At 64.5% G+C, this 20,241-nt stretch carries 19 protein-coding genes and 1 tRNA gene; 6 read left to right on the top strand and 14 right to left on the bottom strand.

Translation table 11 applies throughout. The features are described from left to right. Positions 1-157: 157 nt before the first annotated feature. Genes O9320_04950 through O9320_04940 form a run of 3 tightly spaced genes read right to left on the bottom strand, consistent with a single transcriptional unit; the run spans position 158 to position 2,702 of the window. Positions 158-691 carry a hypothetical protein gene (locus O9320_04950; protein ID MCZ8310178.1) on the bottom strand — a complete coding sequence of 178 codons (534 nt, stop codon included), beginning with the start codon at positions 689-691 and terminating at the stop codon, positions 158-160. Further along, on the bottom strand, positions 688-2,187 hold the full coding sequence (locus O9320_04945; protein MCZ8310177.1) for a DUF853 family protein: 1,500 nt from the start codon (positions 2,185-2,187) through the stop codon (positions 688-690). Before O9320_04945 ends, O9320_04950 begins: the two co-directional genes overlap by 4 nt. 29 nt (positions 2,188-2,216) lie before the next feature. Continuing rightward, positions 2,217-2,702, bottom strand: coding sequence for a GcrA cell cycle regulator (locus tag O9320_04940; GenBank protein ID MCZ8310176.1), 486 nt, complete (start codon positions 2,700-2,702; stop codon positions 2,217-2,219). A gap of 199 nt (positions 2,703-2,901) precedes the next feature. On the opposite strand from O9320_04940, the gene O9320_04935 reads away from it, so the two are divergent. Next, positions 2,902-3,894 (top strand): magnesium transporter CorA family protein, encoded by a 993-nt coding sequence (locus O9320_04935; protein MCZ8310175.1) that lies wholly within the window; start codon positions 2,902-2,904, stop codon positions 3,892-3,894. 1 nt (position 3,895) lies between these two features. On the opposite strand, the gene O9320_04930 is transcribed toward O9320_04935, so the two are convergent. The 5 genes from O9320_04930 to crcB all read right to left on the bottom strand — a co-directional run bounded on the left by O9320_04930 (position 3,896) and on the right by crcB (position 9,971). After that, positions 3,896-4,948, bottom strand: a complete 1,053-nt coding sequence (locus O9320_04930; GenBank protein ID MCZ8310174.1) for a malate/lactate/ureidoglycolate dehydrogenase — start codon at positions 4,946-4,948, stop codon at positions 3,896-3,898. Between the two features lies 1 nt (position 4,949). Then, complete coding sequence (locus O9320_04925; protein MCZ8310173.1) at positions 4,950-6,641, bottom strand: thiamine pyrophosphate-binding protein; 1,692 nt, start codon at positions 6,639-6,641, stop codon at positions 4,950-4,952. A gap of 46 nt (positions 6,642-6,687) precedes the next feature. Further along, a complete protein-coding gene (locus tag O9320_04920) occupies positions 6,688-7,860 on the bottom strand; it encodes a Gfo/Idh/MocA family oxidoreductase (GenBank protein MCZ8310172.1) in 1,173 nt (390 codons plus the stop codon). Between the two features lie 71 nt (positions 7,861-7,931). Continuing rightward, positions 7,932-9,551 carry a GMC family oxidoreductase N-terminal domain-containing protein gene (locus O9320_04915; protein ID MCZ8310171.1) on the bottom strand — a complete coding sequence of 540 codons (1,620 nt, stop codon included), beginning with the start codon at positions 9,549-9,551 and terminating at the stop codon, positions 7,932-7,934. Positions 9,552-9,572: 21 nt separating this feature from the next. Next, a complete protein-coding gene (crcB, locus tag O9320_04910) occupies positions 9,573-9,971 on the bottom strand; it encodes a fluoride efflux transporter CrcB (protein ID MCZ8310170.1) in 399 nt (132 codons plus the stop codon). A gap of 91 nt (positions 9,972-10,062) precedes the next feature. On the opposite strand from crcB, the gene O9320_04905 reads away from it, so the two are divergent. Further along, complete coding sequence (locus tag O9320_04905) at positions 10,063-10,713, top strand: hypothetical protein (GenBank protein ID MCZ8310169.1); 651 nt, start codon at positions 10,063-10,065, stop codon at positions 10,711-10,713. Here O9320_04905 and O9320_04900 read toward each other — a convergent pair. From O9320_04900 to O9320_04885, 4 genes are all read right to left on the bottom strand, one after another. Further along, complete coding sequence (locus tag O9320_04900; GenBank protein MCZ8310168.1) at positions 10,710-11,507, bottom strand: phytanoyl-CoA dioxygenase family protein; 798 nt, start codon at positions 11,505-11,507, stop codon at positions 10,710-10,712. The two genes, O9320_04905 and O9320_04900, sit on opposite strands and share 4 nt — an antisense overlap. Further along, positions 11,507-12,343: a carbohydrate ABC transporter permease gene (locus tag O9320_04895; protein ID MCZ8310167.1), complete on the bottom strand. Its 837-nt coding sequence runs from the start codon at positions 12,341-12,343 to the stop codon at positions 11,507-11,509. Before O9320_04895 ends, O9320_04900 begins: the two co-directional genes overlap by 1 nt. Before the next feature lie 11 nt (positions 12,344-12,354). After that, positions 12,355-13,233 carry a sugar ABC transporter permease gene (locus O9320_04890; GenBank protein MCZ8310166.1) on the bottom strand — a complete coding sequence of 293 codons (879 nt, stop codon included), beginning with the start codon at positions 13,231-13,233 and terminating at the stop codon, positions 12,355-12,357. Between the two features lie 82 nt (positions 13,234-13,315). Next, a complete protein-coding gene (locus O9320_04885) occupies positions 13,316-14,683 on the bottom strand; it encodes an ABC transporter substrate-binding protein (GenBank protein ID MCZ8310165.1) in 1,368 nt (455 codons plus the stop codon). Positions 14,684-14,862: 179 nt separating this feature from the next. Between O9320_04885 and corA the strand changes: the two genes are divergently transcribed. From corA to O9320_04870, 3 genes are all read left to right on the top strand, one after another. Next, positions 14,863-15,867, top strand: a complete 1,005-nt coding sequence (gene corA, locus O9320_04880) for a magnesium/cobalt transporter CorA (GenBank protein MCZ8310164.1) — start codon at positions 14,863-14,865, stop codon at positions 15,865-15,867. Next, on the top strand, positions 15,858-17,549 hold the full coding sequence (locus O9320_04875; GenBank protein MCZ8310163.1) for a hypothetical protein: 1,692 nt from the start codon (positions 15,858-15,860) through the stop codon (positions 17,547-17,549). Before corA ends, O9320_04875 begins: the two co-directional genes overlap by 10 nt. Before the next feature lie 76 nt (positions 17,550-17,625). Then, complete coding sequence (locus tag O9320_04870; protein ID MCZ8310162.1) at positions 17,626-18,408, top strand: hypothetical protein; 783 nt, start codon at positions 17,626-17,628, stop codon at positions 18,406-18,408. Positions 18,409-18,423: 15 nt separating this feature from the next. On the opposite strand, the gene O9320_04865 is transcribed toward O9320_04870, so the two are convergent. Beyond that, a complete protein-coding gene (locus O9320_04865; GenBank protein ID MCZ8310161.1) occupies positions 18,424-18,834 on the bottom strand; it encodes a DUF4112 domain-containing protein in 411 nt (136 codons plus the stop codon). 290 nt (positions 18,835-19,124) lie between these two features. Here O9320_04865 and O9320_04860 point away from each other — a divergent pair, with 290 nt between their 5' ends. Next, on the top strand, positions 19,125-20,123 hold the full coding sequence (locus O9320_04860; GenBank protein MCZ8310160.1) for a TerC family protein: 999 nt from the start codon (positions 19,125-19,127) through the stop codon (positions 20,121-20,123). 8 nt (positions 20,124-20,131) lie between these two features. Here O9320_04860 and O9320_04855 read toward each other — a convergent pair. Further along, a tRNA-Gly gene (locus O9320_04855) sits at positions 20,132-20,205 on the bottom strand. Positions 20,206-20,241 lie beyond the last annotated feature (36 nt).

Below are 20,241 nucleotides of genomic sequence, written 5' to 3'. Positions count from 1 at the left end.
AGCCGTTCGACACAAGCACAACGCGCCCTTGGCGCTCTTATTCGGGTCGGTCACGATGGAACCTCGGAACTGTGGCCGCCGGGCAACAGAGCGGACCCGGCCGATCCGGCAAACTTACGCCAAGCCTCTGCAAAATGCCGCTTTTATTCGGCTGCTTCTATTCGGCTGTCGCGGGGGCGGGGGCCCTGAAACTCTCCGGAATTTCCGGCGGTTGGTCGGGCTCGCTGTCGCCGCGCCAATAGACGATCTGGGCCGTCGTCTCGTCGCGGCGAATATAGATCTGCCAATCATCCCATTCCTCGCCCTCGCAGCTGCCATTGGCGGGGCAGCGGCGCGCCTGGGCTTCGACCAGCAGAAAGCCGGGGCGGAACCACGGCAAATGCTTGAGGTCGTCCGTGACGTCCTTGGCCTCGATGGTACTCATGCGCTCGATCACGAACTCGACCGGCTGCGGCGTTTCGACAAGCTTCGGAATTTCGGCAAAGCCAAGTTGCGCGCAAAAGGCTGCGTCTTGGGCGGCTGCACAGGCATAGAAGCGTGCCACCGCGCACGCGACGTCCGCGTCGGCACAAGTCGGCATATTGTCGGGCCCGACGCGCACGACAGCGCCTTGCAGCGGCGTTTGCGCAAACGCAAACGCCCCGACAGCCAGCAAGGCTGCCATCGCGAACATCGGAAGAATGCGTTTCATCGTTTCAGGATCGAGCCCAGCACGCCGCGCACGATTGCAGTCCCGATCTGACGGCCGACTGAGCTTGCAACCGAGCGCACAATAGCGCCTGCAACCTGTTCGCCAACCGATTTCTGCGGCCGCCCGCGGCCCGCACCCGGCCCCGATCCCGACCGCGTTCCGCCGCCCAGAATGCTGCCCAGCGCCTCGCCGATGCTGCCGGTAGGTTTGGCCTGGGCTTCTTTGGCCTGGGCGATCTGCTCGTAGGCCGAAACGCGGTCTGTCGCGTCTTCGTATTTGCCGAACAGGGCACTGCGGTCGTTGTGCGCGCGACGCTCGTCATCCGATAAAGGCACCAGCCGCGAGCGCGGCGGGCAGATGCGCGCGCGCATGGCCGGCACGGGCGAGCCCTTTTCGTCGAGCAGCGAGACGATCGCTTCGCCCACACTGAGCTCCTGCAGCGCTTTGGCGGTGTCGAGACCGGGGCGCGCGCGGAAGGTTTCGGCCGTCGCGCGCAAGGTCTTCTGGTCGCGCGGGCTGAAGGCGCGAAGCCCGTGCTGCACGCGGTTGCCGAGCTGGCCCAGCACGTTGTCGGGCAGGTCGAGCGCATTCTGCGTGCAGAAATAGACGCCGACCCCTTTGGAGCGGATGAGCCGCACCACGAGTTCGATACGTTCGATGAGCGCCTTGGGCGCGTCGGCGAACAGCAGGTGCGCTTCGTCGAAAAAGAAGGCGAGCTTGGGCTTCGCAAGATCGCCCGCTTCGGGCAGGTTTTCGTAGAGCTCCGACAGCAGCCACAGCAGGAACGTGGCGTAGAGCAGCGGGCGCTGCATCAAACGGTCGGCGGCCAGGATTGAAATGAGCCCGCGGCCTTTGGCATCGACGCTGAGCAGATCGCCGATCGCAACGGCGGGCTCGCCGAAGAATTTGTCGCCGCCTTGCGTCTCAAGGGCGAGCAGCCCGCGCTGGATCGCTCCCACCGAGGCCGGCGACACGTTGCCGTATTTGGCCGCGTAGTTGGCCGCGTTCTGCGACACGTGTGCCAGCAGCGCGCGCAGATCTTTGAGGTCGACGAGAAGCAGCCCCTCGTCGTCGGCGACTTTGAACACGATGTTGAGCACGCCGGTCTGGATCTCGTTGAGATCGAGCAGACGCGCCAGCATCAGCGGCCCCATTTCGGAGATCGTGGCGCGCAAGGGATGGCCCGCCTCGCCGAACACATCCCAGAACAGCACGGGGCTCGGCGCGAACTCGAAATCCGCGGCACCGAGTTCGGCCGCGCGTGCCGCGAATTTTTCGTTGGCCTCGCCTGCGCGCGCAAGGCCGGAGAGATCGCCTTTGATGTCGGCCATGAAGACCGGCACGCCGGCTTGCGACAAAAGCTCGGCCATCACGCGCAAGGTCACGGTCTTGCCGGTCCCGGTCGCACCGGCGATGAGCCCATGGCGGTTGGCCATGGCAAGACGCAGCAAGGCCGCGTCCTCGCCTTTGCCGATCAGCAGTGCGGGTTCAGCCATGGGCCTTTTGGCAGGCGAAGGCCGCCCTCTCAGGCGGCTTCGGTCCGCGGCTTCATCTTGACGTAGGCGATCGAGGCATGCGCCGAGCAGTAGGGCTTGCCGTCGAGCGAGCGCTCGCCGCAGAAATGGAATTCGGTGTCGCCCGGATCGCCGATCGGCCAGCGGCAGGTGCTTGCGGACAGCGCCATCATCGGCATGCGCTTGGCCGAAGGCTGGTTGGCAAGGGCGCGCAAGGCGGCCGCACTCGTCTGCGCGGATTGCGAGGGCGCGCGCGGTTCGCGCGGCGCTTGGGGTGCGCGCGGGGCGGCGGGCTGGCGCGGCGTTGCAGGGCGGTAGACCGCCGGGCGCGGACCCGTGCGCTTGATCGGCGACGGGCGTGCGGGCAGATGCAGGCGATGGGCCTTGCCTACAACCGCATTCTTGGAAATGCCTAGGCGCTTGCCGATTTCAGCCGTCGTCAGACCTTCGCCCCACAGGCGGGTCAGGTCTGAAATTTGCTCTGGCGTCCAATCCATTGCGCATCCCCTTGATTTACTGCCGGTTTTCCGGCTCGACATAGCTGTTGTGGATAACTCCACTTGCAATACAACATATTGTGAGCAATCGAGTCGCCCAAGTCAAGGTCCAGACACAATAGGTTGTGGGTAACTCGCTATATCTTGATTCGGCCGCGCTGCGATTGCACGCGGGCGCAAAGTATGAAATTGAGCGGCCATGATTTTTGCGTATCTCCCCCAGGACGGCACGATCGTCAAACGCGAAATCGGTGCGACCGATCCCGTACCTACGGCGGCGTTGTGGATCGATCTCTATTCGCCGACCCCGGAGGATCGCGCGCGCGTCGATGCGGCGTTCAATCTCGCGATCCCGACCCATGCCGAAATGCTCGAGATCGAACCGTCGGCGCGGCTCTATTCGGAAAACGGCGCGCTTTACATGACGGCGACGATCCTGGCGCGCGCCGACGATCCGAACCCGACGGCCGACGCCTTCACCTTCGTGCTGACCAATCGCTGCCTCGTGACCGTCCGCTACCACGACCCGCGCCCGGTCACGCAGTTTGCCACGCGCCTTTTGCGCCTGCCGGGCAGCTGTGCGAACGGCGAAGAGGCGATGATCGGCCTGATGGATTCTTTCGTCGACCGCATCGCCGACATTCTGGAAAAAGCCGGCTCCGACCTCGACGGCATCTCGCGCACGATTTTCGCGAATCCCGCGCGCCCGACGGCGCAAGCGGCCCAAGAACGCTCGATGCAGGACGTGCTGCGCGAGCTTGGCCGCATCGAAGATCTGTGCTCGACCGCGCGCGAGAGCATGCTGGGCCTGCAGCGCGTTGTCCGCTTCCTCGACGCCTCGGCCGAGGGCGAAACCAAAAAACAGTCGAAAGACATGCATGCGCGCTTCAAGTCGCTGAACCGCGACTTGACCTCGCTCATGGAACACGCGGATTTCGACAGCCGCAAAGTGAACTTCCTGCTCGACGCCACGCTGGGCCTTATCAATATCGAGCAGAACCGCATTATCAAACTGTTCTCGGTCGTCTCGGTCGTGCTGATGCCGCCCACGCTCGTCGGCACGGTCTACGGCATGAACTTCAAATCCATGCCCGAGCTCGATTGGAGCTTCGGCTATCCGATGGCGATCGGTTTCATGATCGCCTCGGCCATCCTGCCCTATCTCTATTTCAAGAAACGCGGCTGGTTCTGAGCTAGGCGGGCACCGCCACCCCAAGGCTTTTGGCGAGTTCGACGAGTTGGCCCCAGTTCCCGGCGTCGATCGGGATCGATGCGGCACGTTTGGCGCGCGCGCGCCGCTCGGGCTCGCCGGGCAGCATCACGTCGCTTTGGCCGGATTTGAGCCAAGCTTCGAGCTTTTGCGCTTCGGCTGCAACCGTCTCGGCGGTGCCCAACGCGGCCGGATCGATCGCGACCGCGATCGCATTGTTGATGATGCGCGTTTCGCTGGGCTGCCACGTCGCGATGGTGCCGCCGCCGCCGAGTGCGCCCGCAAAAAGTTCGATGAGCGCCGAGAGCGCGTAGCCTTTGTGCTCGGCCATCGCAAGCAAAGCGCCCGAAGGCTGCGTGTACATCGTCGCGGGATCGGTCGTGGGTTTGCCTTCGTGGTCGATCAGGATGCCCGGTGCGACCGGCACCCCTTTGTTGAACGCCACGCGGACCTTGCCGACCGCAATGCGGCTCGTCGCCATGTCGGCGACGATGGGCGGGAAGCCCGGTACGGGCAGGCCCAAACAAATCGGATTGGTGCCGAGCCGGCCACCAATGCCGCCGAACGGTGCGACCTTGGCGTCCACGCCCGCCACATCGACCACGAAGAACGACGCAAGCCCGTGTGCCGCCGCTTGCTCGGCCCAGGCACCGACGCGGCCGATATGGTAGGTGTTGCGCAAGGCGAGCACTGCTGCCCCCGCAATCTTGGCTTTGGTGCACAATAAGTCGGTTGCCGCACGCATGATCGTTTGGCCGTAGCCTTGCTGGCCGTCGACGACCAGGGTTGCCAAGGTTTCGCTGACGATTTTGGGCGTGGCACCGAGTGCGAGCTTGCCGCGTTTCACCGCATCCAAATAGATCGGCAGCATGCCGACACCGTGCGAATCGTGGCCGGTGAGATTGGCCTCGACGAGATTGTCAGCGACGCACGCCGCCTCTGCCGCATCGGAGCCCGCAGCCGCAACGAGTGCGCGCGCGAAACTGCGCAGCCGGTCAGGGGCAATTTCGATGTCGGTTTTGCCAGGTGCAGGCATGTCAGGCCACCCATTCGCTGACGGGCGCCTTGGCTTCGTGCAATGGCTGGCACAGCACATCGACCAAGGTCGGGCCCGGATGTTCGAACGCGGCTTTGAGCGCGCCCTTGAGATCGGCGGGATCTTCCACGCGCCAGCTTTTAACGCCGAACGCGGAAGCCACGGCCGCATGGTCGGTGCGGTTGAAATCGACCGAGAAATAGCGGCCGCCATAACCGGTCTTCTGTCCGGCTTTGATCCAGCCATAGACCGCGTTGGAAACGACCACGAGCGTGATCGGCAGGCCGAGCCGCACGATCGTTTCCATCTCGCCGCAGGCAAAGCCGAAACTGCCGTCGCCCATCACGGCCACGCATTTGCTGGCCGGGCGCGCAACCGCAGCCCCGACGACCGCCGGCAGCGAATAGCCGAGAGCGCCGTGCGCGCGGTTGGTCACGAACCAGCGCCCGGTGCGGCGCTTCGGGTAGAAGGCCGAGAAATACGGGCACGGCGTGCCCGGATCGGCGACGATCACGGCATCCTCGGGCAGCAACTGGGCCATCGTGTGCACCAGCCGTTCGGGCCGGATCGGCGTTGCGTTCGAGTTTGCAAGCTCGAGGAACGCCGCATCGCGTGCCGCACGCGCGGCGGCGACACGCTTGGCCGCATCGCCGCCGCTGCGTTTGGCACCCAGCGCATCGGCCAACTTGTCGAGGGCAAGGCGCGCATCGCCAACCACGCCTGCCGCCGTCGCATAGATGGCCCCGATTACGGCCGGATCGACATCGATATGCACGATGGGCGTGCCCGCCGCCGGAAAGCGCCAGCGCTCGGTCGTGACCGAGCCCGCGCGGCAGCCCACGAACAGCACGAGATCGGCGTCAGCCACGAGATCGCGCGTCGGCATCGTCCCGCCATTCGAGCCGACCACGCCGGCCGACAAAGGATGGCTGTCGGCAATCGAGCCTTGGCCCGAGATCGTCGTCAGCACGGGGGCGCCGAGGGCTTCGGCCACGCGCGCAAGGGCTGCTTCCGCATGCGCGAGTACGACGCCGCCGCCGACCACGATGACCGGGCGTTTGGCTTTGGCGAGGGCCGCAACGGCCGCCGCGATCGCTTCATCGTCGGGTGCCACGCGATGCGACGGCGCCGATGCGTTGATTGGTTCGCCCCAAACATCGGCGGCATCGACGGGGTCTTTTTGCACGTCGTAGGGCAGGCCCAGATGTACGGCCCCAGGCCGGCCGCTTGTGGCTTCGCGAAACGCGCGACGCACCGTGGCCGGAATTTCGCCCGCCCTGTCGATGACCTTGTTCCATTTGGACACGGGCTTGAACAGGGCAGCCTGGTCGAGTTCGGTCAGCACGTAGCGCCCGCGCGAGGAAACCGAAATGTCGGTTGTGACTGCGAGCAGCGGGATCGAGGATTCGTTGGCTTCGGCCACCGCCGGCAGAATGTAGGTGGCGCCGCCGCCCGACGGGCCTTCGCACACGCCGACCTTGCCGGTGAGACGCGCATAGGTGTCGGCCATGTAGCCGGCCGAGCGTTCGTCGCGCGTCAGGATGTGCGCAATCCCGTGGCCGCCCGGCCCGCCGAGGCGCGCGAGCGCGTCGTAGAGCGGCAGGCTCGTGTCGCCGCACAGGCCGAACACATGCTCGACTTTGTGGGCGGATAGGAGTTTGACGAAAGCTTCCGCTCCGTTCGGATTGTTCATGTCGGCTGTTCTCCTTGAAGCAAGCGAACGTATCGAAGTGCTTGCGTCATTCGCAATTGTGCCACGTGCCGCTGCGGCTCGAGGCCACGCACGCTTCGACGAAGGCAGCCCCGGCAACGCCGTCTTCGATGCCCGGAATGTGCAGCGCCAACGGATCGGGCGCTTGGCCTTGCAGGCGTGCGGCCAGAATGTCGGCGAAGTCCGACATCAGATTGGCGAACGCTTCGAAGAAGCCCTCGTGGTGCCCGGCCGAAATGCGTGTGGCCCGCTGGGCCAGCGGATGCAGGCTTGCAAGGCCGCGTGTGCGCGTCTCGAACGCGGCTTGCGGGCGCATGATTTTGAGCGCGTTGGGCGTGCTGTGCTCCCAGGCAAGCCCGCCTTTGTCGCCGTAGAGCTCGATCGAAATCGCGTTTTCGGCTCCCGTCGCGGCTTTGCTCGCAAGGAAGCTTGCGCGCAGCCCGCCTTCGAGGCGCAAAAGCGCACTTGCCGTATCGTCGGCGATGCGCGCTTCGAACGAAGCCCCCACCTCCGCCTGCACGGCCTCGACGCGTCGGCCGCTGATGTACACGAGCAACTGATGCGCATGCGTGCCGATATCGGCCATCACATGGCTGCCGCCGCGCACCGGATCGAGGCGCCATTTGAGGCGCGGATTGAGATTGTCGAAATCCGCCTCGACATACTGGCCGAGGCTGCCTTGCAGATAGCTCACGCGGGCGAGATGCAGCTTGCCAAGCTCGCCCGCCGCAACGGCCGCACGCGCCTCGCGCACCATCGGATAGCCCGAATAATTGTGCAGCAACACGAAGGGCAGGCCGGTGCGGCGCACGGCGTCTTGGATCGCGCGCGCGTCGGCGAGATTGTTGGCCAGCGGCTTGTCGCAAATCACCGGATAGCCCGCTTCAAGTGCGGCGCAGGCCTGCTCGCGATGCAGATCGTTGGGTGTTGCGATGGCGATCGCGTCGGGTTTGTCGCTGCGGCCCGCTTCGCCTGCGATGAGGGCCGCAAAATCCGGATAGACGCGCGGGATGCCAAGCGCGCTACCTTCGGCAAGCCCGCGCTGCGGGTCGGACGATAGGGCGGCCGCGACGGGCTCGTAGAAATCGTCGAGCCGTGCCGCAAGCCGGTGCACAGGCCCGATCATGGCCGAGCTGCTGCCGCCCACGAAGCCCAAGCGCAGGCGTCGCCCGATGCGCGCGCGGATACGGTTTGCCGACATGATGTTCCCCCCAACCCGTTGTGCTTATCGACGCATGCGCGCGCGAGCCTGTCAACCCGCCGGCTTGTGCGTCACGCGCGCGAATCTTCGAGGATCATCGCGGCGGCTTTTTCCGCGATCATGATCGTGGGGGCGTTGGTGTTGCCGGACGTGATGCTCGGCATCACCGATGCGTCGGCAACGCGAAGCCCTGCGAGCCCGTTCAAACGCAGCCGCGCATCGACGACGGCGTTGGCGTCCGCCCCCATGCGGCATGTGCCTACGGGGTGGAAGATCGTGGTGCCGATGCGGCCCGCCGCCGCCACGAGTTCGCTTTCGCTGGCGGCCTCGGGACCGGGACGGAACTCTTCGGGTCGGAAGCGCTGCAGCGCCGGGGCCGCCACGATGCGCCGTGTGAGGCGAATAGCTTCGGCTGCAATACGCTTGTCTTCGTCGGTCGAAAGATAGTTGGGCTGGATCGCCGGGGCTGCCGTGGGGTCTGCCGATTTGAGGCGCACATGGCCGCGGCTCGTCGGGCGCAGATTGCACACCGACGCCGTGAAAGCCGGGAAAGCGTGCAGCGGTTCGCCGAAACGGTCGAGGCTCAAAGGCTGCACATGGTATTCGAGATCGGCGGTGGCTTTGTCGGGTCCGGATTTTGCGAACGCACCGAGCTGCGAGGGCGCCATCGTCAAAGGCCCGCGCCGGAACAGCGCGTATTCGAGCGCCATCGCGGCCTTGCCGAACAGCGAGTTCGCGCGCTCGTTCATCGTCTTGGTGCCGTGGACCTTGTAGGCGCAGCGGATCTGCAGATGGTCCTGCAGATTGGCGCCGACGTCCGTGCTTGCATGGCGCACGGCAATGCCGTGTTTGGCGAGCTCGGCGGGATCGCCAATGCCCGACACTTGCAGCAGCTGCGGCGAGCCGATGGCCCCTGCTGCCAGCACCGTTTCGCGTGCCGCGCGCGCGTCGCGGATTTTGCCGCCGTGGGAAACGCGCACGCCCGCCACGCGCCCGTCCTCGAGGATAAGGCCGTGGGCGGTCGCATGCGTGAGCACGCGCAAATTCGGCCGCTTCATCGCCGGGCGCAGGAAGCCTTTGGCCGAAGTCCAGCGCACGCCTTTGTTCTGATTCACCTGGAAATAGGCGCAGCCGAAATTGTCGCCGCCGTTGAAATCCTCGATCTTCGGAATGCCGGTTTGGGCGGCCGCGTCGCGGAACGCGTCGAGAATTTCCCAGGAGAGGCGCATCTCCTCGACGCGCACTTCGCCGCCCGTGCCGTGCAGCGCGTCGTCGCGCAAGCGCACATTGTCTTCCGAGCGTTTGAAATAGGGCAGCACATCGTCCCAGCCCCAACCGTTGAGGCCCAACTGGCGCCAATGGTCGTAGTCGGCGGCTTGGCCGCGCATATAGATCATGCCGTTGATGGCCGTGCAGCCGCCGAGCACCTTGCCGCGCGGATAGCCGAGCGCGCGCCCTCCGAGGCCCGGCTCGTTCTCGGTCTTGAAGCACCAATCGACGCGCGGATTGCCGTGCGTGTAGAGATAGCCCACCGGAATATGGATCCACAGATAGTCGTCCTGGCCGCCCGCTTCGAGCAGCAGCACGCGGTTGGCAGGATCGGCCGACAGGCGGTTGGCGAGCACGCAGCCCGCCGAGCCTGCACCCACGACGATATAGTCGAAATGCCCAAGTTCGTTTTCTGCCGCCACGTTTTCGTCTCCTAGGGCGCGCTATTCGAACAGGCGCGCGGCATATTGCCCGGCCGCCACCGCGACAAGGCACAGCCCGACCGACAGCGCCACGTTGAGCCCGGCAAGCCCGATCTCGCCCTGGCGCGCAAGCTCGAGCGTTTGCAGCGAGAAGGCCGAGAAGGTCGTGTAGCCGCCCAACACGCCGACGGTCAGAAAAATGCGCAGATTGTCGCTCTGCGGCCACAGACCCGACGGCGCAGTCGCGGCCGCCACGAAACCGATCGCGAAACTGCCGGTGACGTTGACCAGAATCGTCCACCACGGAAGACCCTGCGGATCGGCGACAGCAAGAATTGCGGCCGACGCCGCGTGGCGCGCAACACCGCCCACCGCACTGCCGAGTGCGATCCATAAATACAGCGCAAAACTCTGCGTCACGGGCGTGCGTCGCCTTTGCCAGAATGTCTCGCTCGGGTTTATCTTGATGGCAAGAGTCTGACAAGCGTTCGCATTTTTCCGGGAGACCGTCATGACCGACACGTTGAGCCAAAGGCTGGGCCGTTGCTACAGTTCGGCCGTGCACGATGTGCTGCGCACGATGGCGCACGACCGCTGCGTGCTGCCGCCCGCAATCCGCGCGCTTGCCCCCGGCATGCGGCTCGCAGGGCCCGTCTGGACCGTGAGCGGCCATATCGACCGCACCAAAACCGCGCACGACACGCTGCTCGCTTGGACAGGGCTTCTGTCCAAAGCGCCCGCAGGCCATGTCGTGGTTTGCCAGCCGCACACGCACGAAATCGCATTGATGGGCGAATTGTCGGCGGCCGCCCTCAAGCGCAAAGGCGTGCTTGGCTATCTCGTCGACGGCGGTACCCGCGACGTCGACATGGTCGTCGAAATCGGCTTTCCGGTGTTCTGCAGCTTTGCCACGCCGGCCGATATTGGTGCGCGCTGGATCCCGGATGCGTTCGGCGCCCCCGTCACGATCGGCGCCGTCACGGTCGCGACCGGCGACTATGTGCTGGCCGACGCCGACGGGGCTGTCATTGTCCCGCAAGCCATCGCCGAGGCGGCTGTGGCGCGCACCGAAGAAGTCGTCGGAACGGAAAACGCCGTGCGCAGCGCTATCCTCGCCGGCATGGATCCGCAGGCAGCCTATCTCAAATACGGCAAATTCTAGTTTTTGTGGCCGACGCGAAAATCGTTTTGGCCCGTGCGGTCCTGGCCCGCGACGAGCCAAATGGGCCGCGTGGAGAAATCGACCTTGTAGCCGCTCGCCGCACTCGTCTTGATGAGGTCGCGCGCGAACAAAGACGTTGCCGGCATGTAGCGGATCGCGACACCGGCGCGCCGCTGGGGCGAGCGGTTCGGGTTCGAACCGTGGATCGCATAGACGTCGTGCAGCGACATCTGCCCCGGCTCGAGTTCGATATCGACGGCCGTTGACGCATCGAAGCCCGCATCGTCGGCGCGCTGGGTCAGCACCACGTCGCTGCGCGCTTCGGTCATGTGGGGCAGCAGCGTCTTGTCGCGATGCGAGCCCGGGATCAGGCGCAGGCAGCCGTTGGCCACATTCGAGGGATCCAGTGCGATCCACACGGTGCAGGTCGCCAGGGGGCGGATCGGCCAGTAATGCCCGTCCTGGTGCCATGGCACTTCCATGCCGTCGCCGCCGGGTTTGCAGAAAATCTGGCAGCCCCACAGAATCACGTCCGCGCCGATCAATTGGGAAACCGCAGCCACGATCGCGGGATCGCGCGCGAGATCGAGGAAATCGGCCGAGCCTTTGACGCCCTCGGCGTTTTCGCCCTCGATATGCGCGCTCACAAGCCGCTCGGGCCTTATATGCGGATTGGCCGCGATGAGCCGGTCGAGCGTGCCGCGCAACGCTTCGACGCGCGCCGCGTCGAGGCGCATCGCGGGCACGACGAAACCTTGGTCCGCATAGGCGGCGATTTCGTCCGCGGTCAGCATCAGCTTTTGACGGAGCCCGAGGTAAGATCGGCCGCCATGTAGCGGCGGAACGCGTAGTAGATGGCGGCGGGCGGCAGCGCGTAGATGAGGCCCGCCGTCATCAGCAGTTCCCACGGCGAATCGTCGGCCGACAGGAACGCGCCCAGCGCCACGGCCAATGTCGTGTCGACGTCGCGCGACAGCAGCAGGAACGCGTAGAGATATTCGTTCCACGCGAGCAGCAGCGCGTAGGTTCCAACCGCGACCATCGAGGGCGCCATCAGCGGCAGGAAGATGAAGCGGAACAGCTGCGGTGCGGTCGCCCCGTCGATGATCGCGGCCTCGTCGAGTTCGATCGGCAGCTTGTCGCCGGCCTGTTTGAGCACCCAGATCGCATAGGGTGTGGCGATCGCGACCATCGCGAAGATCAGCGCCCATTGCGTGTTGAGAAGACCGTAGACGGCCATCGCCTTGTACATCGGCAAGGCGAGGAACGCGGCCGGCACGAAATAGGTGAGCAAGGCGAGGTTCATGATGAGCCGGCCGCCGCGCACGCGCAGGCGGCTGATCGCGAACGCCGCCGCCGTCGCCACGAACAGCGTGATGAAGCCGACGGCGAGTGCGATCACCAGCGAGTTCCACATCTGATGCCAGAAATTGTTGAGATAGTAGTGCTTCTGCTGAATCACCATCTCGAAGTTCCGAAGCGTCGGATCGTCGGGCCACAGCTTGCCCTTGAATGCCGTGTCCTTTGGCGAAATGGCAAACAGCGTCAGATGGTAGAGCGGAATCATGGTCCACAGAAAGACCGGGATACCGACCAAAAGCAGGCGGGCTTCGGTGAAGAAATTGCGCATCGCAAGCGTTCCTATTTCGACAGACGGCGCATCATGAACACCATCAGCGGCGCCATCAGCGGGAGCGCGCAGATGATCGACGCCATCGCCAGATCGACCTGGTCGAGCCGGATGTAGCGAATGCCGAGTGTGGCCAGCACGTGCGTCAAGTCGGCGGGCCCGCCGCCTGTCAGCAGATAGACGCTGTTGAAATCGCCCAGGGTGAAGAACATCGACAGGATCGTGCAGGTCAAATAGAGCTGGCGCATGGAGGGCCAGGTGATGAAGCGGAATTTCTGCAAGGCCGAGGCGCCGTCGATAGCGGCGGCTTCGTACATCTCCTTGGAGATCGCGAGGCGGCCCGCGAGCAGGATCAGCGTCCAGAAGGGCAGCGACTTCCAGATATGCACGACGATCGACATCGTCAGGCCGAGGACCGGGTTGTTGAGCCAATTGGGCCCGTCGAGGAATGTGAGGTTGTAGTAGACTTGGTTGATGACGCCCCATTCGGGGTTCAGCATGAACCGAAACGACAGAATTGTCGGGATCGAAGGCACAGCCCAGGGCAATATGAACAGCAGCCCCAGTACGCGGATCCACCAGCGCGGCACCGCGAAAAAGCCCGACAGCAGGAGCGCGATCGCCAGCTTCAGATTCACGCCGACGCCGATGAAAATGATCGTGTTGACGACGGATCGCCAGAAGATGTCGTCGGCAAAAAGCTCGCGATAGCTTTGCATGTCGTTGCCGAGCCACAGCCCGTAGCCGACCGGGTAGAGCACGAAGACGAAGAACACCGCCAGATAGGGCAGGACCAGAAGCGTGCCCCAATTCTGCCAGCTCGACATGCGGCCAGCGGCAGGGGCCGCAGCTGGAAAGGCGGAGAGATCGGCGCTTGCGGCTTGCGACATGTCCGGCGGCCTCGATTACGAATGCGCGGCAAGAGGACCGGCGGCCGCCCCTAAATCGGGCGGCCGCCGGCTTCGTTTGGCCTTAGCCCGCGACTTGCTTGATGCGGGCGATCATTTCGTCCACGGCGCGTTCGACCGGCACGCGCTCGTTGACCACGCGGTTCATGGCCTTGGCCCAGACGTTTTCGTTGTTGAGGATCGTGAATTTCCAGTTCTTGGTGAACTCGAAAGTCACGGTGCCGTTGGCGAACTGGTCGCGCACGGCCCGGCGATGCGGGTCGGCGTTCCAGAAGGCGCTTTGCTGGCCTTCCTTGGTGACCGGGAACCAGCGGCCAAGCGCGCCCTCGACGTACGGCGACAGGTTTTCTTCCTGCAGCAGGAAGGCGACGAATTCCTTGGCGCGGTTCTTGTTGCGCGCCTCGGAGAACACCACGCCCGTCTTGATGGCAGCGCGATAGACCATCGGCTGGCCGTTGGGACGGTTGGGGAAGCCGGCCGTGGCGATGCGGTTTTCGTAGTTCGCCTTGGCTTCGGCGCGCTGCTCGGCCGTCAGAGCTGGGTTGTTCATGTCGTCGAGCCATTTCGCGGCGATCGAAATCGTCGCGTTGTGGGTCATCACGGTCGTCTTGTTGTGGAAGGCGACGTTGTTGTCGGGATCCTTCCAGGCCGTCGCCGACGGCGGCGTGCAATTGCGCGAATAGACGTCCGTGTAGTCCTTCAGGGCGGCGATAAGGCCCGTGCGCACGGCGGGCTGGTCGACCAGCAGCTTGCCCTCGTCGTCCACGAGTTTGACGCCGTGGGCGTCCATGAACGTCAAGAACGAGTAGAACGAGTCGCTGGAATCGACGCCCATCGGCTGGCCGATGGCGAAGCCGCGCGTGCCCGAGGCGCGCCGGAAGCCCGGCTGCACCTTGTCGCACCAGAAGCTCCAATACTCGGCCCAGTTCTTCGGAATATCGCTTTCCTTGAAGCCGGACTGTTCGAGCAGATCCTTCCAGTACTGGATGTGCATCGTCTGCTGCTTGAGCGGGAATGCGTAGTAGGCGCGGTTCTTGGCCACGTCGTTCCACAGCAGCGTCGATTCGGCCGTATTGGGCGCGAACTTCGGCAGCAGCGGGCGCATCACGCTCGACAGGTCTTCAAGCCGGCCTTCGAAAGCCCATTTGCTGGTGACCTGGAAGTCGTAGACGTCGGCATACGCGACGTCGGGCACCGTGCGCGCTTCGAGTGCGGCCACCGTCTTCGGGATCATGTCCTGAATGGCGTATTGCGACAGCTCGACTTTGACGCCGGTGCGGCCTTCGAATTTGCGAATGGCTTCGAACAGCGCGTCGTCTTCGGCCTTGTAGAAGCCTTTGACCCACCAAACTTCGAGTTTTTCCTGCGCCGAGGCGGGCATGGCGGCAGCCACGAAACCAGCCAACACGGCAAAAGCGACACTGCGCTTCATCTGCATTCCTCCCCTGAAATATCGCGACCTCCCCGGATTTTCCGGTGGCTCGTTCGCGAAAACGTCACACTTATACCTTGCGTTTTCGTGCCTGTCGACCGTTGCCGCACGCCCCCTCCCGTTTGCGCGGGAGATGGCCTAGAGTGCGCGCGAAGCAATCGCGCCGGGCGGGGACTGTCATGCCGTTTTCCGATCTCAAAACCGAATACGGAACGCCGATGGTGGTGGCGAGTGCCCTCTATCGCGGCGGCATCAAGCAACGCGATCTGCCGCTCGACGAGGCTTCCCTCGACCGTCTCGATGCCGGCGATTTCGTGTGGATCGGCCTGCACGAGCCGTCCGAGGAATTGCTCGCACACGTGCAGCAGCGTTTCGGCCTCCATCCGCTCGCAGTCGAAGACGCCAACCGCACCCACCAGCGCCCGAAGGTCGATATCTACGGCGACGCGCTGTTCATGGTCTTGCGCACCGCCCAGATCAAAGACAACGCGATCGTGTTCGGCGAAACGCACATCTTCGCGGGCTGCGGCTACGTGATCGCGGTGCGCCACGGCCCGTCCACCTCGTACGGCGAGGTACGCACGCGCTGCGAGCGCGAAACCCAGATGTTCGCGCGCGGGGCCGGCTATGTGCTCTATGCCGTGATGGATTTCGTGGCCGACAATTTCTTCCCTGTGATCGACACGATCGCCGAAGAAGTGGCCGAGATCGAGAGCCACGTTCTCGCCAAGACCTTCACGTCGGACGAAGTCAACCGGCTCTACCAGCTGCGCCGCGAGCTTTTGGGCTTCCGCCGCTCGGTGTCGCCGATGCTCGAAGTCTGCGCAAGGCTCGAGCGCTACAGCCTGCCCGTCATCGATGCGGAGATGCGGCCCTACTACCACGACGTCTACGACCATGTGCTGCAGGTCAACGAATCGATCGACAATCTGCGCGAGGCTTTGGCCTCGGCCTTCGACGCGGCGATGATGCTGTCGGCAGCGAGCCAGAACGACGTCACCAAAAAGCTCGCGGGGTGGGCCGCCATTCTCGCCGTGCCGACCGCGATCGCGGGCATCTACGGCATGAACTTCAAGAACATGCCAGAGCTCGAAACCGAATACGGCTATTTCGTCGTGCTCGGCACGATCATCGCGGTGTGCGGCTATCTCTATTACCGGTTCCGAAAGGCCGATTGGCTCTAGGCTTCATGGCGTCGGACGAAGCGCAGGAAAATTTCGAAGTTCTGCTGGCGGCGGCCGTCGCGGCCCGGCAGTCGGGCGACAGCGCGCTGTCGCTCGCACTGTTCGAGCGCGCGTTGCGCCTGCGCCCGCGCGACGTCGCGTGCTTGTGCGACTATGCGCTGGCGCTGTGCGAGGCGGGGCAGGGCGAGCGGGCGGCCCACATGCTGAACGCGGCCTTGCGCGACGATCCGGCCAATCTCAATCTGATGGTGGCCCTGGGCCACGTGCTGCGCGCCACGAACCGCTTCCAGCTTGCGGTCAATCTCGGGCTCCTGTGCGCGCAGAGCGTGCCGAATTCGCCGCGCATCCGCTACGAGCTCGGCCATGCTTTGCTGGGATTGGCCGAGCCCGCGCGGGCGGCTGCGGCATTTGCGCAAGCGGCGGCGCAGGCAAGCGATGCCGAGCGCGACGGCGCCCTCAAAGCCCAGCTTCTCGCGATGGCCTACAACGACGCCAGCGATCCCGACGCGATACTTGCGGTCAATCGCCAGCGTGCTTCTGCCCTTGCGCCCGCGCAGCCGCCGTTGCCGCACGACAACGTGCCCGATCCCGAGCGGCGTTTGCGCGTGGGCTATGTGTCGTCGGATTTCCGTTACCATTCGGTTGCCCGCCCGCTGGAGGCGTTGTTTGCCTATCGCGATCGCACGCGTTTCGAGGTCTTCGCCTATTCCGAAACGCGCGCCGACGATGCGATCACCAAGCGCTTCCAAGCGCTCGCCGACGGTTGGGTATCGACGCGTGGCATGTCGGATGCGCAAGTCGCGACGCGCATGCGCGCCGACCGCATCGACATTCTGGTATTGAGTGCCGCCCATTTCGACGAGAACCGCCTCGGCGTGGCACTCCACCGGCCGGCACCCGTGCAGCTCTCGATCTACGATTCGAGCACGACGGGCACGGACGTCTTCGACGGCATCGTGCTCGATCCCGCGATGGCGGGCGGTGCGGACGACCGCTTGACCGAGCGGCCTTTGCGCACGCGCGCCATGTTCGTGCATCCGCATCTGACGATCGCCCCCGAGCCGTTGCCCCCACCTTGCATCGCCAACGGTTTCGTCACGTTCGGTTCGGCCAACCATCCGTCGAAATTTTCCAAACGCACCTTCGCATTGTGGGCGGCGGCGTTGCGCGCCGTGCCGGATTCGCAGCTGCGCCTCAAATCGTCGCAGCGCTACGACGACCCCGAAACGGTCGCGAATTTCCGCGCGCGGTTCGAGAGCCTCGGCGTTGCCCCGGAACGCGTCGTGTTCGAGCGCGGCAATCTGGGGCTGGTCGAGCATCTGCGCTTCTACCAGCGCATCGATCTCGCCCTCGACACCACGCCGTTCAACGGGGCCACCACCAGCTTCGAATCGCTGTGGATGGGCGTTCCGATCGTGGCCTTGCGCGGCCAAACGATCATGGCGCGCTGGACGGCAGCGCTTTTGGCGCGCATCGGCGCTGCGGATTGGGCGGCCGACGACGCGGCCGGTTTTGCAGCACTTGCCGCGCGGCTTGCAGTTGCTGCACCGCACCAGGATCGACCGGCGTTGCGCGCGCGCGTGGCGGCCTCCGCACTTTGCAATCTGCAACGCCACGCGCGGGATTATGAACGGCTTTATCGCGCTTTGTGGCGGCGCTGGTGTGCAACGCCGCGCGCATAATTTCGATGTTGCATTGCGGTATCCCTTGACGTGACCCGACAGCGGCATAATCTTCCCTTATAGAAGGAGATCCGCAATGGCCGACGGAGATTCCGTTTCGGGCGCAGGATCGGAAGAGCAGAAAAAACTCGAGATTCTCGCAGTCGAGATTCTGTGCGGTTTCATCGAAACCGTGCAGGCGCGGCAGGCGGACAAGACCGAGCCGCTGCAGGTCGGCGATCTCAATGCCGCGATGGCCGAGATGATCAACAACGGTCTCATCGCCAAGATCGCGCGCGTGGCGCTCGCGGGTATCGGCAAGGAGCTCGAAGGGCGCTGGGCGCGGCATCTGCGTAAAGACCCATTCGGACGCATCCTGTTCCGGCCGCTCAGCGAGCTGCTCGCCGAAGACAAGATACCGCGCACCGTGCATCACGGTGTGCGGCATTTCGCGCGCCTCATTCTGGGCGAGGAACTCGAACAGGCCCTGGTGCACGAGGCCGAAGATCTTGCCAAAAAATGTGCGGGCGACGGCGGCGTCGATTGGGACCGGTTCTACCGTTTGGCGCAGCCGATCTGGTGGCAATTCGCCGTGCGCCTGCCCGCCGCCTTCCGACATTTCGACGCGCGGCTCAACCACATGGTCAGCATTCTCAACATGCGCTCGGGCCAGATCAGCCTGTCGGCCAACGTCGTGGTGCGCACCGGCAAGCCGGCCTCGACCGACATCGTGGGGCCGGCCCAGGCGCGCCTGATGCTCGATGCGTGGCTCAAATCGGTCGAAGTTCTCGAAGATGCCGACCGCGCCAAAATGGCCGCCGCCACCGGCTTGGTGCCGAGCTTCGAGGAACTGCGCGCCGAACTCGACGACGGATACTGAAGGGCGCCTCGGCCCTCACGCTTGCGCGTCGAGATGGTCGCGCAGCAGGGCGATGTTGCGCGCGTTGGCGCGCCAAAACACGTCGCCGAACCAGCCCAGCACGGGAATGGCGCTGATCGCCGCGTCGAGGCCGACATTGCCCGCCATGCGCAGCAGCGTGCGCGTCGGCACGCCGAGGCGGCGCGCCTCCCAGATCAGATAGCCCGAAAGACCCTTGGCCGCGAGCGTGCCGAGGCCGGGGATCAGATTGAGGGCCGCGTCCGCACCGATGCGGATCGACGTGCCTGGAATGCGCACGGCGCTGTCGAGCGTGCGCGCGAGCGCTTCGAGCCGGTCGCGCGCGGCGTCGATGTCGGGGCTGCAGCCCGGTTTGCGCGGCGGCGGCAGAATCTCGCCGTCGATTTCGACTGTGGCGGAATGCGTCACGATCTTCTCCCAAGGGAGACGGGCGCTTTTTGCCCGCCTGAGATGGAAGAGTCCGACATCGTCGCGCCGAAGTGAGCGACCAGAGGGGCCCGGACCCTGACGAAAGCGAGATAGGGACGGGGCATGCGCCTTTTCAAGCGGGGACGCGCGAAAAACGAGCCTTGAAAAGCCGGTTCGGCTGCCCATATGGAACGCAACCCTTGATCCGGGCCCCTCTGGCGTGCGCTGTCGGCGCGAACGCGATGTCGGATCGCTCCCGATGCGCGTGCCGATATTCGAAGGATCTCCCGATGGAATTCGCTTTCCTGTCTGCCGAATGGCTCGGCAAACCCGCTTGGATGTGGCTTGCCTTCATGGGCATCGTCGCAGCTTTGCTCACGCTCGATCTCGGCGTTCTGCACAAGGAGAACCGCGAAATCGAGGCGAAGGAGAGCCTTATCCTGTCGGCCGGCTATATCAGCCTCGGCCTGCTGTTTGGCGCCTGGGTGTGGTGGTATCTCGGGCCCCAGTCCGGCGTCGAATACCTGACGGGTTTCGCGATCGAGAAGACGCTGGCGATGGACAATGTCTTCGTCATCGCGATGATCTTCGGCTACTTCGCGATCCCGCGCCTCTACCAGCACCGCGTGCTGTTCTGGGGCATTCTCGGCGTGATCGTGCTGCGCGCGATCATGATCGGCATCGGTGCGCCCATCGTCGAGAATTTTTCGTGGGTGCTCTACATTTTCGCCCTCTTCCTCGTCTTCACGGGCGTGAAGATGCTCTATATGGGCGACCAGCAGCCCGACATTGCGAACAATCCGGCTTTGCTCTGGCTCAAGCGGCGCTTCAACGTGACCGAGCAGCTGCACGGCGAGAAGTTCTTCGTGCAGCTTCCCGACCCCAAAGCGCCGGCGGGCTCGGGCAAGCTTGCGCGTTTCATGACGCCGCTCTTTCTGGCGCTGATCTTGATCGAAATCGCCGACGTGATTTTCGCGGTCGATTCGGTGCCCGCGATCTTCCTGATCACGACGGACCCGTTCATCGTCTACACGTCGAACATCTTCGCGATCCTGGGCTTGCGCGCGCTCTATTTCGCGCTCGCGGCGATGGTCCATCGCTTCCACTATCTAAAATACGCCCTCGCGATCCTGCTGATCTTCATCGGCTCGAAGATCTTCGTTGCCTGGGGCTTGGGCTGGGAGAAGTTCCCGCCGGCCTGGGGCCTCGGCATCACCGTCGCGATCCTGGCGTCCGGCATTCTATTCAGCCTTTGGAAGACGAAGGGCGATGCGGCGCGTGCCGCGTAGGCGCGCGCTGGAGCGGGTGAAGGGAATCGAACCCTCGTCTTGAGCTTGGGAAGCTCCGGCTCTACCATTGAGCTACACCCGCATCGCAAAGCGGCGGCTGATTTTCTAGCCTGTCCGG

The sequence above is a fragment of the Magnetospirillum sp. genome, from assembly GCA_027532905.1.
In the GTDB taxonomy this organism is placed as follows: Bacteria; Pseudomonadota; Alphaproteobacteria; order CACIAM-22H2; family CACIAM-22H2; genus Tagaea.
This window is presented reverse-complemented; position numbering and strand designations above follow the sequence as displayed.